At 39.1% G+C, this 14,912-nt stretch carries 13 protein-coding genes; 5 read left to right on the top strand and 8 right to left on the bottom strand.

What is annotated here, in order from left to right; genetic code table 11:
* Positions 1–4: 4 nt before the first annotated feature.
* The 7 genes from SAR02S_RS03315 to nadB all read right to left on the bottom strand — a co-directional run bounded on the left by SAR02S_RS03315 (position 5) and on the right by nadB (position 9,089).
* A complete protein-coding gene (locus SAR02S_RS03315) occupies positions 5–2,149 on the bottom strand; it encodes an LPS-assembly protein LptD (protein ID WP_052433509.1) in 2,145 nt (714 codons plus the stop codon).
* Complete coding sequence (locus tag SAR02S_RS03310) at positions 2,109–2,564, bottom strand: RDD family protein (RefSeq protein WP_041956848.1); 456 nt, start codon at positions 2,562–2,564, stop codon at positions 2,109–2,111. The genes SAR02S_RS03315 and SAR02S_RS03310 overlap by 41 nt, the downstream gene beginning before the upstream one ends.
* Complete coding sequence (purD, locus tag SAR02S_RS03305; RefSeq protein WP_041956846.1) at positions 2,554–3,828, bottom strand: phosphoribosylamine--glycine ligase; 1,275 nt, start codon at positions 3,826–3,828, stop codon at positions 2,554–2,556. Before purD ends, SAR02S_RS03310 begins: the two co-directional genes overlap by 11 nt.
* A 274-nt stretch (positions 3,829–4,102) precedes the next feature.
* Positions 4,103–4,729, bottom strand: coding sequence for a uroporphyrinogen-III synthase (locus tag SAR02S_RS03300; protein WP_041956844.1), 627 nt, complete (start codon positions 4,727–4,729; stop codon positions 4,103–4,105).
* A gap of 4 nt (positions 4,730–4,733) precedes the next feature.
* Positions 4,734–6,269 carry a glutamine-hydrolyzing GMP synthase gene (guaA, locus tag SAR02S_RS03295; protein WP_041956842.1) on the bottom strand — a complete coding sequence of 512 codons (1,536 nt, stop codon included), beginning with the start codon at positions 6,267–6,269 and terminating at the stop codon, positions 4,734–4,736.
* A 13-nt stretch (positions 6,270–6,282) separates the two neighbouring features.
* The gene (gene nhaD / locus SAR02S_RS03290; RefSeq protein ID WP_041956840.1) at positions 6,283–7,632 is read right to left on the bottom strand and encodes a sodium:proton antiporter NhaD; all 1,350 of its coding nucleotides are present in this window, start codon (positions 7,630–7,632) and stop codon (positions 6,283–6,285) included.
* The gene (nadB, locus tag SAR02S_RS03285; protein ID WP_041956838.1) at positions 7,620–9,089 is read right to left on the bottom strand and encodes an L-aspartate oxidase; all 1,470 of its coding nucleotides are present in this window, start codon (positions 9,087–9,089) and stop codon (positions 7,620–7,622) included. Before nadB ends, nhaD begins: the two co-directional genes overlap by 13 nt.
* Positions 9,090–9,320: 231 nt before the next feature.
* Here nadB and SAR02S_RS03280 point away from each other — a divergent pair, with 231 nt between their 5' ends.
* The 5 genes from SAR02S_RS03280 to SAR02S_RS03260 are packed head-to-tail and all read left to right on the top strand — an operon-like array spanning position 9,321 to position 14,241.
* Entirely contained in the window at positions 9,321–9,659 is a 339-nt protein-coding gene (locus tag SAR02S_RS03280) for a hypothetical protein (protein ID WP_232293976.1), read from the top strand.
* Positions 9,653–11,452 (top strand): excinuclease ABC subunit UvrC, encoded by a 1,800-nt coding sequence (uvrC, locus tag SAR02S_RS03275; protein ID WP_041956835.1) that lies wholly within the window; start codon positions 9,653–9,655, stop codon positions 11,450–11,452. The genes SAR02S_RS03280 and uvrC overlap by 7 nt, the downstream gene beginning before the upstream one ends.
* A gap of 58 nt (positions 11,453–11,510) precedes the next feature.
* The gene (locus SAR02S_RS03270; protein WP_041956832.1) at positions 11,511–12,290 is read left to right on the top strand and encodes a hypothetical protein; all 780 of its coding nucleotides are present in this window, start codon (positions 11,511–11,513) and stop codon (positions 12,288–12,290) included.
* Entirely contained in the window at positions 12,287–12,709 is a 423-nt protein-coding gene (locus SAR02S_RS03265; RefSeq protein WP_041956830.1) for an SEL1-like repeat protein, read from the top strand. The genes SAR02S_RS03270 and SAR02S_RS03265 overlap by 4 nt, the downstream gene beginning before the upstream one ends.
* Complete coding sequence (locus tag SAR02S_RS03260) at positions 12,706–14,241, top strand: nitrate- and nitrite sensing domain-containing protein (RefSeq protein WP_041956828.1); 1,536 nt, start codon at positions 12,706–12,708, stop codon at positions 14,239–14,241. The genes SAR02S_RS03265 and SAR02S_RS03260 overlap by 4 nt, the downstream gene beginning before the upstream one ends.
* Here the strand turns inward: SAR02S_RS03260 and hisG are convergent.
* A complete protein-coding gene (gene hisG, locus SAR02S_RS03255) occupies positions 14,238–14,858 on the bottom strand; it encodes an ATP phosphoribosyltransferase (RefSeq protein ID WP_041956826.1) in 621 nt (206 codons plus the stop codon). The genes SAR02S_RS03260 and hisG overlap by 4 nt on opposite strands.
* Between the last annotated feature and the right edge of the window lie 54 nt (positions 14,859–14,912).

The following is a 14,912-nucleotide window of genomic DNA, read 5'->3' as shown; positions in this document are numbered from 1 at the left end:
ATTTTTATAATTTTTGTTGTGTTTCATGCGAAAATTCATATCCTAAGCTTCCCATAGGATAGAGATTAAACATAAACATAATTCCTTGTCTATTCACAGAATCTATGCTGGTACTCGTTAATTTAGGTGTTGTTGTATCTCTATACTGTAATGAATAATCCCAACATTTCATGCTTTTTTTAAAACCAATACTCCAAGATTTAAATTCATCATCACGAACATCATAATCAATGCTCGTAAAAATATTATAGTGTGTAATATATTTTGTATCTGCATAGAAAGTTACATAACTATAATCTTTATTAGATGTTGTATCTCTGGTTATTCTATAAATTGTATTTTCTTTGTACGTATCATCTTGATAGGTATAGCGTAAAGATGTTGAATAGATTTCATCCGCATAATTGATAGAAATTTGATTCCGCGAAATTTTGCTAAACTCATGAGAATAATAGATATTATTTCCTAATGAAATTTTATCTGTTATATGATACTTAAGGTCATTTTCCAAATCGCCATATTTATAATCATAATCACTGTAATAAATTTGTTTAAGCTTGTGGCTTACTTTTTTTTCACCATCACTATTATAGAAAAATTCTCTTAGTGTAACTGCTGTACTTTTTGCTAAGGTATTAAGCGTAATAAAATCAGCAAGGTATCCATCTTCATTCTCTTTACTTGGGAGAATGTGATCTATGCCAATATACATCGTATGATAAAAAGAGTCATAGGGTTTTGCTACTTCTGTATACAAAGTAAACTTATGATAATTTCTCCAATATTTTCCATAGTTTTCATTACTATCATCGTTTCCATAATTAATGCGAGACATATAAATATTTTCAGAAATACTCGCATGCAAGTAATCTTCTAAAAATGAAAAATAAAGTGTCAAAGGGATATCAGCTTCATTTTGTAAAGCAGTTGTTCCAACTCTACGTTCATAGTTATTTACTTTATAATCAGCAGAATAAAGTAAATTATCTAACAATAAAGGTGAAGCAAAATGGTGATAATGGAGTGTTGGCAATTCTTGTAATGTGTCTTGATTAGAAATTTTAGTGGTATCAATATAATACTTTGAATAAAAACCAAAATAATCATCTTCATTTTTAACATAATAGTTGAGTCTTGATGTGACAAGTTTATCGTAGCTTAAAGAATTTCCTCGTAAAGTATTGATATAATCAACATCATTTAAATAATTAATATCAACCCACAAACCATCTTCAAGATTATTGTACTTTGGATTCAAAAGTGCACTTCGATCATACATCAAATGATATCCATAGTGAGAGCTATTTTTAAGTTTCTCTTTCTCTGCATATTCACTGTTCTCTTGAAAATAACCCGTCGTCATCTCTCCATGTGAATAAGGAGAGTCTACAAAACGATACGTTGCATCAGCTCCTTTTCCCCTACTTGTTCTTACCTGAGGACGAAGTTCAACATCCCAATCTACAGCAGGAGCAAAATAGATAGGTTGCATGTAATAAAATCCTTCTGAATTTCCCAATCCAAATTGAGGTCGTAAAAGCCCTGTTCGACGAGTAGTATCGGTTGAGAACGAAAAATAAGGAAGGTAAAAGACAGGAATATCATTTGCATAAAAAACAGGATTATAAAGATGTAACCATTTACTCTCTTTATTAAATTCACCCGTTGTAAAAGCGATCTTCCAATCAGGATCCTGCGTATTACAGCTTGAAACAATCGATTTTTGTGTAACGTAAGTTTCTGGATTTAAAACTGCATCTTCGCATTTGATCCACACATTAGTGCTCTCATCAAAAAAGAAAAGCGGGTTGGAGACACCTTTATCGGTATTTAGATTAAGCTTTGTATGTCCACTTCTGGTTGCATAACTCACACCTTCAAGCATTGTGACATTTCCAAAAAGCTCTAAATCGCCATTGGCTTGATCATAATAAGCTTCATCTGCCGTAATAAGATATTTTGGACTATAAAGGACAACATTCCCTTTAGCATGAACTAAAGTTCCCTCTTTATTAACCATGTTCGCTAAAACTTCAACATCTTGAGGTGTTTTTTGTGTTTGTGCCGCCCATACGCTTCCAAAAGAAAGCATCAGTAAAATAAAAAGTTTAATTTGCATTGACCACCAACGTACTGGCAACTTTATCATGCCATGTCTCTCTTTTTGGATTTAAAGCTGCCCATATAAAACCTAAATAAAATATGGACTCACTGATAATTCTAAAAGCCGCTCGACTGAGTGATAATATCAATGAAGGTTTTTCCAAATCATCGATTGATATGACTCTAATTTTCATTGCAATTTTACCCAATGTTGCACCATACATCCACACAAAATACGTTTGATAAATTACTTTTAAAACAATAACGTAGCCAAAAAGACTATTGATCGCACCAATCATCTCCTCCGTACTCATGTTATCTGGGATTTGATCAAAGTAAATAAATGCAAATAAAACAGAAATCAAAATCTCATCGATCAAATAAGCAAGCCCACGCTTTTGTAGCGAAGAAAGCGTAATATTCTCACTCTCAAACTTTTCAATCAACTCTTCATTTGTCATGTTTGAGTGCCTGATACGCAATGTCACTTCTAAATTGTTTGCCTGCAAAATGCACTTGCCCACACAATAAATAGGCCAGTTCACGTGCCTCTTTGATACTTTCACCAACACCTACGCATAGTAAAACACGTCCACCTGTTGCATAAAGTTTACCGTCTTCAAGGCTAACGCCAGCATAGGAAATATGCGTGTTTTCTAAACCTTCATGGACATTTTTATCAATAATAATCTCAGCAGGTTTTGAATCACCATACGGATAATTTTCACTTGCCATTACTACAGCAATGGCGTATTTATTAAAAAATTCAATCTTTAAATTTTTAAGATTCCCCGTAGCTGCTTTGTAAAAAAGCTCACTTGCAGGTGTTTTTAAAAGAGGCATTAAAATTTCACACTCTGGATCACCAAAACGAACGTTATACTCTAAAACGATTGGCTCATTTTTGACAATCATCAGACCAATAAACAAAACGCCCTCAAATGGAGCATTCTCTTTTTGCATGCCTGCCAAAGTAGGCTTAACAACACGTTCTTCCACTTTTTTATAGAGCTCTTCATCAATCAATGGGGTTGGCGCATATGCACCCATACCACCTGTATTAGGTCCAATGTCATTATCTTTAAGACGTTTGTGATCTTGTGCTGCTGGAAGGATTTTATAATCAACACCATCGCACACTACAAATAAAGAAAGCTCATAGCCATCTAAAAATTCTTCAACAACAACGCCAAGTCCAGCATCACCAAAGCTTTTACCGCTGAGCATATCACTGACTGCCTCTTTGGCTTCATCTTTGCTTTGCGCAATGATCACACCTTTGCCTGCACACAAACCATCCGCTTTGACAACAATAGGAAGCTCTAATGTTTCGATAAAATCATTGGCTTTTTTTGCATCACTGGTTTCGATAAATTTTGCGGTTGGGATGTTGTAACGCAAGAGAAAGTTTTTCATAAAAATTTTAGAACCCTCAAGTCTAGCAGCTGCCTTGGAAGCCCCAAAAATGACTAAACCTTTGGCTTTAAAAATATCAACGATACCGTCTACTAAGGCCGTTTCAGGTCCTACAACGGTAAGATCAATGGCGTTTTCTTTGGCAAAATCAGCAAGTGTCTCGTAATCTTTAAACGAAACATTTTGCCCAAGTTGGGGGGTTGCACCGTTTCCGGGTGCGAAAAAAAGTTCGGTTACGTCAGGATCACGTTTCAGTGCTAAACCTATTGAATACTCTCTGCCACCACTTCCAACAACCATTACCTTCATTGATTAACTCTCCAAAAAAATCTTATTTTGTTTACATGTAAAACCCAAGTGAGCGTTCCGAGATTGAAGCGGCCCTAATAAGCCAACTTCTGGGAGTCGACCTTTTCTTTAGGCTGCAATCTCTCGCTTTAAAACAAAGCTCAAACGAGACCACAGACACACCAAAAATGTACGCGTTCCCTTATACTAATTGTTGGACCCTCATGAAAACGGTTGTCGCTTCACCCAGGCGAGTAAACTACTAAACTTCTTCAATTATAAAGGATTTTAGCTTCTAAAGAGCTTTTGCCAAGGCAATGCAGTGCTCAATACTTTGCGTTTTCGAGGTCAAAACCTTTACATGTAAAGGCAGTGCTGATGCTGTTTTTTCACCAATGGCAATAGCATGATAGCTCTCATCCCATGTAAAATTTTCTAAAAAACAGCGTACCGTGGAAGGTGAAGAAAAAATAAGTTTTGAATTTTTTGGAGGTGCTTCAGAAAGAGGGTAATGCTTGCATTTTGTCTCATAAACAATACGCTTTTCTATGTCAATATGGTTTACCTGTAAGATTTCAAACAACGAGGAGACAACCTCCTTGGCACGGGGGAAAAGAACCCTCTTATTGTGTAACAAGGGAATCAATGTTTTTGCAAAAGTGTCACCATACGAATCTTTACATGTAAAGACAAGATTACCGCCACAACGTTGTATAAACGATGCTGTACCTTCGCCGATAGCATAGGCTTCTTTCTCTTTCCACGAAGCGCTTTTTTGCTCAAGCGCTTTAACACTGTTTTTGGAGGTAAAAATGATCGCATCAAACCCTTCCAAATCAATGGAAGTTGGATCAAATACGATCTCAAAAAGTGGGAGATGGACTACCCCCTCATACGCTTTATCGCTGAAGAGGTAGATCATTTTTTTATTCCCATTCAATCGTTGCAGGTGGTTTTGAAGAGATGTCATACACCACGCGGTTAATACCATTCACTTCGTTGATAATACGTCTGCTGATATTTTCCAAGATCTTGTGAGGGATATGTGCAAACGTTGCGGTCATACCGTCCGTCGCATCAACGATTCTGACACAAATGGTGTTATCATAGGTTCGATTATCGCCCATAACTCCAACACTTTTGACATTCAGAAGTACCGTAAACGCTTGCCATGTTTTTTCATAATAACCTGTTGCGCGAAGCTCTTGGAGCATAATGACATCCGCAGCTCTTAGAAGTACTAAATCCTCTTTGGTCACTTCACCCATGATACGAATCGCAAGACCCGGTCCTGGGAAAGGATGGCGAGAGAGCATATCTTTAGGAAGTCCAAGTTCTGCTCCTAAAATTCTAACTTCATCTTTAAAAATTTCGCGTAGTGGCTCGATAAGTTCAAAGGTCATCCAATCGGGAAGTCCTCCCACGTTATGGTGTGATTTGATCGTTTTTGAAGGACCTTTCACGGAGACAGACTCAATAACATCGGTGTAAAGTGTACCTTGTGCGAGGAATTCAATACCATTGTGTTTTTTCGCCTCTTCATCAAACACTTCGATGAATGTCTCACCAATGATTTTACGCTTTCGCTCAGGATCGCTCACACCAGCAAGACGACTTAAAAATTTTTCACTCGCATCAATGGTAATGAGGGGAACATTGCGACTTTTAAACATCGCTTCAACTTGCTCACGCTCGTTCGCACGAAGTAAGCCATTATCGACAAAAACAGAAACGAGTTTATCACCAATCGCTTCGGCTAAAAGGGTTGCGACAACAGAGCTATCAACACCGCCGCTGACACCACAAAGCACTTTTTTAGAGCCTACTTTTTCTTTGATTTTAGCGATTTGCTCTTTGGCAAATGAGCCCATATTCCATGTACTTTCACAGCCACAAATGTATTTCGCAAAGTTTTTTAGAAGTTTTGAGCCTTCATCACTATGGAACACTTCTGGGTGAAACTGAAAAGCGTACATGTTGCGTTTTTCATCTGCAATTGCAGCATAAGGTGAATTCTCACTGTAGCCAATTTTCTCAAATCCCGCAGGTAATGTTTCAACCCTATCACCATGACTCATCCAAACAATTTGGCCGCACGTGGTATCTTTGAAAATTTTATGATCACTCTCAAATTTAAGCTCGGCCTTACCATACTCCTGATGCGTAGCAGGAATAACACTACCACCAAAATGCTGCGTTAAAAGCTGCATCCCATAACAGATACCAAGAAGAGGCAAGCCTAACGCGTAAACAGCAGGGTCAGGATGGTACGAATCTTTAGCATACACTGATGCTGGGCCACCGCTTAAAATAATACCTTTAGGGTTACGTTTTTTAATATCTTCAATCTTCTCATTGTAAGGGACGATCTCACAGTAAACACCGCTCTCACGGAGCTTACGTGCAATCAACTGAGTGTATTGTGACCCAAAATCTAAGACTAAAATAGGGACTTCTTTCATTTATTTCCTTCTGTTAATATAAACCCAAAATTTCAAACTGTACGTACCAAATAGCAAGGGAGAGCAAATAACCCACAAGCACTGTCCACGCATACTTCATATGAGAGCCAAAGGTATAGATACCTCTAAGTTTTCCCATAACACCCACACCTGCGGCTGAGCCAAAACTAATCAAACTACCGCCAATGCCTGCCGTCATGGTGACAAGTAACCACTGATCAACTCCCATGTTTGGATTCGCTTTTAAAACCGCACTCATAACAGGAACATTGTCGATAAAAGCCGATAAAAAGCCTACTCCAATGTTAACTGTTGTAGCACCCGCACTCTCATAAAGTTTAATGGCTAAATCCAAATACCCTAAAAAGTGTAACCCTCCAACTGCCGCAAGTATACCAAAGAAAAAGAGTAATGTATCGTGTTCAATTTTGCTAATGGCAAGAAACGTTTTTAACTCTTCGTTATCTCTTCGTTTGAGCTGGTAGCTGTAAAGCTTTAAGAGTGAAAAACCAAACATCATTCCCCACATAGGAGGGATGTTAAAGACTTGTTGACAGAGTACCGCACACACAATGGTAAACACACCTAAATAGATAACAGATGTTCCGCCTTTAAGAACTCTGACACGCTCTTCAGTATGCACATCAAAAAGAGGTTTTCCCTCTGGTACCGAAAAGGAGAGCAGCCAGCCTGTAGCTAACCAGCCTAAAAATGCGGCAGGAAAGAGTCCAAAAAAATCAAAAAACTCTGCTTTACCTGCGATCCAAGGCATTAAGGTCGTAATATCGCCAAAAGGACTCCATGCACCTCCCGCATTTGCACCTACAACGATGTTAATGGCACCGGGCACTAAAAAAGCAGGATTCTTTTTTTCAATTGTAATCAAAACGGTTGATAAAATGAGTGCAGTAGTCAAATTATCGGCTACAGGGCTTATGAAAAACGCTAAAGCGCCTGTGAGCCAAAAAAGTTTTTTAAAGGAATAACCCTTTGAAACGAGCCTGTACTTCAATGCATCAAACACGCGTCGTTCTATCATCACTTCGATATAAGTCATTGCCACTAAAAGAAAAAAGAAGATTTGCGCTATCTCTAAAATCAGCATCTCAACTTCGTGGGTTAATGGCTTAGAATCAATGCCATTGATTGCATTGTAAAAACCAATTAAAATGAATATAAATGTACCCACAAACATAGCTGGTTTTGCTTTATTGATATGAAATTTTTCTTCCGCGGCAATAACATAATATCCTACAATAAACATGACCAAAGAGACAATGCCAACCCATGTTGTGGTAAGGTCTTGACCGCTTGATGCCCAAATAGTATTGACGAGGGTAAACAAAGCTACTAAGATTCGCATTGATCGTTTCCTTGCTGTAGGTAGTGCGCGCCCAGTGACTCTTTACGTTTAAGCGCACTGGTGATGATCTCTAATGATACAAGAAGTCTGAGTCTTAAAAGTTTTCCTATGGACAACTTCAACATCTCCTCCACGCGTTTTTTAGCTTTTTCTAAATTTTTCGTTTCACGCAAGATTCCTGCATAAAACCACATCAAATGGCGTAGTTCATTTTTCAGTGTTTTATCATTTTCTTTCTCAAGCACTTCTTCGGCTTCAGAAAACGTGTGTTGAACTTTGAGTTGGGAAATCGTCTGTTTGATTTCATCCGCGACACGGGCTGAGAAGACTAACCCTTCAAGCAGTGAGTTACTTGCAAGTCTATTCGCACCATGTACGCCTGTATGAGCACATTCGCCCACAGCATAAAGGTCTTTTACATGTAAGACTTTTCCGTGTAAATCTGTTTTAATACCACCCATTGAGTAGTGAAATGCAGGCGAGATAGGAATTCTCTGCTGTGGAACGTTATAACCAATATTGGTCATATTAAAATAAATACTCGGAAAACGTTGTTTAAAATGCTCAGGCTCAAATGCACTGATATCTAAGTAAACCTCTTTGCCTGTTTTTTGTTTATAGCGAAAAATAGCACGGCTGACAATATCACGAGGGGCAAGTTCGCCTCTTGGATCATAGTCAAACACAAAACGCTTGCCATCTTCATCCACAACCATTGCCCCCTCACCTCTAAGCGACTCGCTTAAAAGCTGTTTGCGAACACTGTTTCCAAGGACAAAAGCGGTAGGGTGAAACTGCATCATCTCCATATCCGTAAGCGCGATGCCGTGACTGAGGCAAATGCCCTGCATATCAGCACTGATGGTTCTTGCGTTGGTATGGTATTCATAAAGTGAACCCACACCTCCACTGGCAATAATGACTTTTTTAGCGTAAAGATTGAAAATTTTATCGGCATGAAAAACACGCGCACCGTAACAGACACCCTCATCAATTAATAGGTCAGTTACTTGCGTATTATACAGAATGGGGAAAGGAAGCTGTTGCATTAGAAAAAGGTGAATATACCGCCCCGTTGCATCTCCGCCTGCGTGTAAAATACGGTTGGTACTGTGTGCTGCTTCTTTAGTGTAGAGCAGATTCCCCGCTTCATCTGTGTCAAAATGAAAGCCCATATCGATCAAGTGCTTGATTGCTTTAGGACCTTCTGAGCAGAGAACATTAACTGCCGCTGAGTCGCAGTGCCCAGCACCAGCGCTCAGTGTATCGTTTACATGTAAAGGTATATCGGCTTCGTCTTTAGCGACAGCAACGCCGCCTTGCGCGTAAAAAGTATTGCACTCCCACGCGTAATCTTTAGAGACGATTAAAACACTCAGTGACTTTGGAAGTGCTAAAGCAGCACTCAAGCCTGCAATGCCAGTGCCAATAATCAGAACATCGTAAGACGTTTTCATTTAGTAAAGAGGTTTCTTGTGTGACTTAATAGTGACATTACCATCATCATACACTGGTGGACCTTTGTATCCGCAACCAACTATAGCAAAGCCTAAACATGCTATAATGAGAACATGAAAGATTCTAAAAGTATAATTTCTCATCTCGTACAACAACCTTCTATGAAGAAATATGAACAAATGCGTTGTTACGACAGATTGCTCAGTTTATTACCCAAAAGCTTCACAAGCATGATACGGTTTGTGTACACCAAAAACGAAACGCTCTTTTTTGTACTCAATCACCCTTGCGCCAAAATGGAGTTTAATTATAAACGTAATTTGATAAAGAGTCTATTAAAAGAGGTTTACACCCATTTTCCAGAGTGTTCGTGTTTACATGTAAAAGAGGTCCAAAGCTTTGTCACCAACCAAAAAAGTGAAGAAGAGGCTTTAATTGTCTCTGCCAATTCTGATATTTTTTACCCAGAACAAGCCACGGGAGAGTTTGAAACACTCTGCGAAGACGAAAAACTGCGCGCGCTTTTTGAAGCGATTAAAGAGACCATTGCCAAAAACCGATCATGCTAGCCCAAAAACTTAAAAACGCCCCACACAATGCGGGCATCTACCAGTACTTTAATGCGCAGGGAATGCTTTTGTATGTTGGCAAAGCCAAAAGCATTAAAAACCGCGTCAAGAGCTATTTTCGCTTCTCAGGAGAGCTAAGCGCTGCGCCCAATCTTTCACCTCGCATCGCGAAGATGATCAGTGAAGTGGAGAATGTCGAGTATATTGTCGTCCAAAGTGAACATGACGCGCTTATCTTGGAAAATTCGCTCATTAAACAGCTCAAACCCAAGTACAATATTCTTCTACGCGATGATAAAACTTACCCGTACATTGCAATCAATCTCTCCAAACCTTTCCCTCGTTTTGAGATCACACGTAAGATTGTCAATGACAAACATATCAAATATTTTGGCCCACTCTCAGGTTCAGCAAAAGCACTCTTGGAAGCGCTCTATTTGGCATTTCCACTCGTACAAAAAAAAGGGTGTTTGAAAGGTAAAAAAGCCTGTTTATTTCACCAAATTCATCGCTGTTTAGCGCCCTGCGAGCAAAAGATAGATACCGAAACCTATGACAAAATTGTTCATGAAGCACTCGAATCGTTAAACGATCAAAAGAAACTCGTCAATCTTTTACATGTAAAGATGGAAGAGGCGTCCATGAAACTCAATTTTGAAGAAGCCGCGAAGCTTCGTGACATCATCAATTCCATTAAAGACGCTTTACATGTAACGCATGTGGAGCTTTCAAAACTGGAAGATTACGATGTCTTTGCCGTTGAGATCATGGAAAAAACTGCGGTGATTATGCGTCTGTTTATTCGTGGCGGAAAAATCGTCTCTACCTCGCACACACTCATGCACAATGCGTACGGTTTTGAAAAAGAGGAGCTGTATCAACGAGCTCTTTTTGAGTTTTACAACCCGATGAATCAAACCTTTGCCAAGCAAATTCTCATCGCAGAATCTTTTAATGAACAAGAGTACATAAGCCAATTTTTAAGTGAAAAATTTGGACAAAAGATCTCAATCAGCGTTCCCCAACGTGGCGAAAAACTGCATTTGACTTCCATCGCGCAGGAAAATGCCAAAACGATTTTAATCCAACACAGCACGAAAAACAATAACTCCCTGAGCGAACAGATGCAAGCCCTGTTTGATTTTACATCACTTCCTAAACGTATCGAGATTTTTGACAACTCCCATCTTGGAGGCAAGTCTCCTGTGGGTGGAATGGTTGTGTGGGATGAAGGATTTGATAAGTCCAGTTACCGTCGTTATGAACTACACCATGCCGATGAATATGCCCAAATGAGGGAGATGTTGGAGCGTCGTATCAATGATTTTTCCAAAGAATCTGCACCCGATCTTTGGGTACTGGATGGTGGTGAGACGATTCTCAAATTAGCCAAAAGTTTGCTTTCTCAAAAAGGGGTACATGTCGATTTACTCGCCATTGCTAAAGAGAAACGCGATGCAAAAGCGAACCGTGCCAAAGGCAGTGCGCACGATCTTTTATACAATCAAAATCAATCCTTTGAACTGCCCCCAAGCGATAAGCGCCTACAGTTTATTCAAAGACTTCGTGATGAGGCTCACCGCTTTGCCATCACCTACCATCAGAAGAAAAAACGAGGACGCGATATGAGTTTGGAGCTTCAAACTATAGATGGAATCGGTGCAGCAACCATCAAAAAATTGCTTCTTTATTTTGGAACATTTGAAGCCATCTATTGCGCTAGCAAAGAGGAGTTGTCTCATGTTGTTGGCATAAAATTGGGAACTGCATTGTTTGAGGCGTTACCAAGATAGTTCGCATTTAAGTCACTTTAAGATACAATTAACTTTCATCTTAACACAAGGATGCTCTTTGATACTGTACGATCAAAACTGTCAGTTTCTTGGTCTTGGCTCCTATGAGCTGATGCTTTTTGGTTTTGAAGATATGGCAGAGTTTTACCGCTTCCATCAAGACTTTAAAGAGTTGTTGGTTGAACAAGAGGGGTATGTCTGCGCTTCCACTGATTTTTCATGGATTGATTATTTTCGTTACAGCGGGGCTGCTGATAAAAAAATTTTGATTCAAACGCATGAAGAGGGAAAACGTATCGAAGCGGGTGTTAAAATCAGTGAAATCCACTTAAAATCGTCTTCCGAAGAAGAGAGCAACTTCTATTATGCTTTAGAGCTCACCAAACCGCCTCTCCACAAATCAGATGAGAGTGACAATACGCCCAAAGAGCTACCGATCGATCCGTTTGAGTATCACTCCATTGATCAAATTCGTTCAGAAGATTTTGATTTTGAGATACCAGATGTAAAGACAAATCCATTATATGATTTCGCACTACACGCACAAAAACTGGGTATGGATCTACACACGATGTCGCAAAAAATTGAAACATATATGGCATCATTAGATGAGAGTATTGCACATATTGACACACTCGTGCAACAAGAAGGCTTCTCGCAAGCGCATAAAGAGATCAGTATGCTTAAAAACAGTACGAGAGAACTTCGCATTGCTACACTGTATCGTCCACTTCAAACCCTAGAAGCACTCATCGGGAATAATAATGATGCTCTTTATGTAGAAGCACTTATTAACCTAAGAGCTGCCATTAAGACGTTTAAGGAGCAACTTGCATGAAATTACTTTTAGCTCTGTGTTGTCTCGTCAGCTTTAGCTTTGCTGATGCCTTTTCCGAAGCGATGAATGCCTACAAAAATAATCAATTTTTACAAGCTAAGACGCTTTTTGAACGCTCCATTCAAGAAGAGCATGGCATTCAAGGAAATTTTTATCTCGGAAAAATGTACCTTAAAGGTGAAGGGGTTGATGTTCACCTTCCAACTGCCATTACCTACTTAGAACAAGCCGTTATCAAAGGCAATGTCAAAGCACAATGCTACCTTGCAGAAGCCTACCTTAAAAGCCGTATCAAGCATGAAAGCGCTGTTTTGCTACTTCAAGAAGGGGCTAAAGAGAGTTTTACATGTAAAGAAGTCGCTGCTATCTATAAAATTTCAGTGAACGATGTAAAGCAGAGTAAAGGAGCGAGTCGATGAAATCACAACTCAACAGAATGCTCCGCCTTATAAGTCACTATCCATTGGTTCTTTTGTTTGTTGTTTCAAGCTATTTACTCTATATATCCTACATCAATCTTGATGCAACGCGCAAAGTTGAGAGCACGCTTGAAAATACCTCGCTTTTAACACACTTAGCCCAAACGCTCTCTAAAGAGCGAGAATTGAGCGCTACGCTACTTCTAAATAGCACGGATAGTGCCTCAAAAGAGGCGCTTCAAACACAGCATGTCCTTGTTAATGAAGCGATGAAAACTTTTCACGACTTTTATCAAACACATACACTCTCTCCCAATATTCAATCCGTCGTTGCTTATTTAACAAAACTCGCTGAGATGCGACATGTTGTTGAAAATAACACTATTGATTTTAATCGTATGTTTTTTGACTACTACGCACAAATTAACCGCTTTTTATACCAAGAAGTTACCACATTAACCCGTACATCCCCGATGATTGATGGTGTGGAAAATTTGATGCACACCCATTTTATTCTACTGCAACATCAAGAGTATCTTGCCCAAGAGCGTGATTTTATCGCAAAAACACTCACACGTTACCTTCCTTTTGAGTCAAAAGAGGTCACATTGTGGATGAAAATGTTTACGGCAACAGAGCCTTTTGAACCCTCCATTATTAGCGATAAAAATGTACGTTCACAACTTGAAAAAATCCAACAATCTTCTGAAATACTTGAAATGGAAAACAGACTCACTCAATCCAAAGCAGAAATTGTAACAACCTCTCAAAGCGGTGATTATCTTACAGATCCCTACACATGGGTCATGCTTTTAAATCAAAAAATAGAGCTCTTTGAGCGTTACGCAAAACTTATCGACGATGCGCGCAATACTGCATTGCTAAACCAGTATCATCAAGCACTTGCACAACTTATCAGCGCTGCGGCAACATGGGTAATCGCCGTTTTGTTACTGTTCGCTGGATTTATCCCTTCCAATACATTTTCACAAGAAAGAGCACCCAAAAACAGTGACGATCAAGAGGATGAAGAAGCTCTCGAAGAGGAAGAAGAGGAGCAATCTACTACCGATACATCGCTTTACAAAGAGGTTACAAGTAGCATTAAAAACGATCATATCACTATCGAAGAGCCTGATGAAGTGTGGGAGATTTTAGTGTGCAAAAAGAGTCCTATTGAGACAAAAATCTTTGCAACCATTCTTTCAAAGCAGTGTCAATCGGTTGATACCGCTCTCACTTACTGTGAATTTCATCGCAAAATGATCATGAATCATTACGGCATGATTCTTTTTGATTGTGAGATACTAGAAGGAGATGCAGAAGCATTTTTAGAGCTCATTCATGAGGTAGAAGCAGCGCGTCATCTTGGGCATATTCACACGATTATGTTTGTGAATCCTAATGAACAAGATCCACTCTTTCAACCAGCATTTGACAAAATTTTAGCCAATACGATCAGCAAAGGTGACCTGGAAATGCTCGTGACCTCATTTATGACACGCAATGGCGCCACGAGCCAAGTCCATTAATGGGCTTGGTGAATCACCGCATTAATCTGATGATATAAAGAGGTAATTTCCTCTTTTTTCTCAATAAAACTATTTTTATTCGCAATCAAATACGCCGATGAATCTAAAATAGTCTCAACCACTTTGAGTCCATTTTGTTTCATCGTACTTCCCGTTTCAACAATATCTACAATCACGTCAGAAAGCCCAACAAGCGGCGCTAATTCGATAGAGCCATACAGCTTAATAATATCAACCGCCATCGCTTTTTTAGAAAAATACTTCTGAGCAATATTGGTCATTTTAGTCGCTACTTTAAGCTCAGGTGCACTGTAATCAATCTCTTTGCCCTCTTGGATACCCACACACACTTTACACTTTCCAATGCCCAAATCAAGCAAGCGAAGTAAATCTTCATCTTTCTCTTCTAAAACATCCAATCCTACGACACCAATATCAGCAGATTGGTGTAAGACATACGCAGGAACGTCTTGGTTGCGTACCAATAAAAAGCGAAATCCATCCGCTTCTAAAATTAATTTACGATCATCAAATCGAAAGGCTGTTCCAAAAATTTTTTCAAAAATTTCTAACGTCTCTTCTGCAATTCTGCCTTTTGGCAATGCCACTGTTAACATTTTCATCCCTTTACTATTTTTGATCACGGTTTTTAGGCAAAACCAAAAAACCTA

It is taken from the genome of Sulfurospirillum arsenophilum NBRC 109478, assembly GCF_000813345.1.
Lineage (GTDB): Bacteria > Campylobacterota > Campylobacteria > Campylobacterales > Sulfurospirillaceae > Sulfurospirillum > Sulfurospirillum arsenophilum.
The sequence above is the reverse complement of the archived record's forward strand: the minus strand, read 5'-3'. Positions and strand labels throughout refer to the sequence as shown.

Excerpts from the sequence above, each read along its gene's own strand:
- SAR02S_RS03300 (WP_041956844.1), bottom strand. The coding sequence starts at position 4,729 with ATGATCTACCTCTTCAGCGATAAAGCGTATGAGGGGGTAGTCCATCTC.
- SAR02S_RS03310 (WP_041956848.1), bottom strand. The coding sequence starts at position 2,564 with ATGACAAATGAAGAGTTGATTGAAAAGTTTGAGAGTGAGAATATTACG.
- SAR02S_RS03265 (WP_041956830.1), top strand. The coding sequence starts at position 12,287 with ATGAAATTACTTTTAGCTCTGTGTTGTCTCGTCAGCTTTAGCTTTGCT.
- nhaD (WP_041956840.1), bottom strand. The coding sequence starts at position 7,632 with ATGCGAATCTTAGTAGCTTTGTTTACCCTCGTCAATACTATTTGGGCA.
- uvrC (WP_041956835.1), top strand. The coding sequence starts at position 9,653 with ATGCTAGCCCAAAAACTTAAAAACGCCCCACACAATGCGGGCATCTAC.
- SAR02S_RS03315 (WP_052433509.1), bottom strand. The coding sequence starts at position 2,149 with ATGATAAAGTTGCCAGTACGTTGGTGGTCAATGCAAATTAAACTTTTT.
- nadB (WP_041956838.1), bottom strand. The coding sequence starts at position 9,089 with ATGAAAACGTCTTACGATGTTCTGATTATTGGCACTGGCATTGCAGGC.
- hisG (WP_041956826.1), bottom strand. The coding sequence starts at position 14,858 with ATGTTAACAGTGGCATTGCCAAAAGGCAGAATTGCAGAAGAGACGTTA.
- SAR02S_RS03280 (WP_232293976.1), top strand. The coding sequence starts at position 9,321 with ATGATACGGTTTGTGTACACCAAAAACGAAACGCTCTTTTTTGTACTC.
- purD (WP_041956846.1), bottom strand. The coding sequence starts at position 3,828 with ATGAAGGTAATGGTTGTTGGAAGTGGTGGCAGAGAGTATTCAATAGGT.
- guaA (WP_041956842.1), bottom strand. The coding sequence starts at position 6,269 with ATGAAAGAAGTCCCTATTTTAGTCTTAGATTTTGGGTCACAATACACT.
- SAR02S_RS03260 (WP_041956828.1), top strand. The coding sequence starts at position 12,706 with ATGAAATCACAACTCAACAGAATGCTCCGCCTTATAAGTCACTATCCA.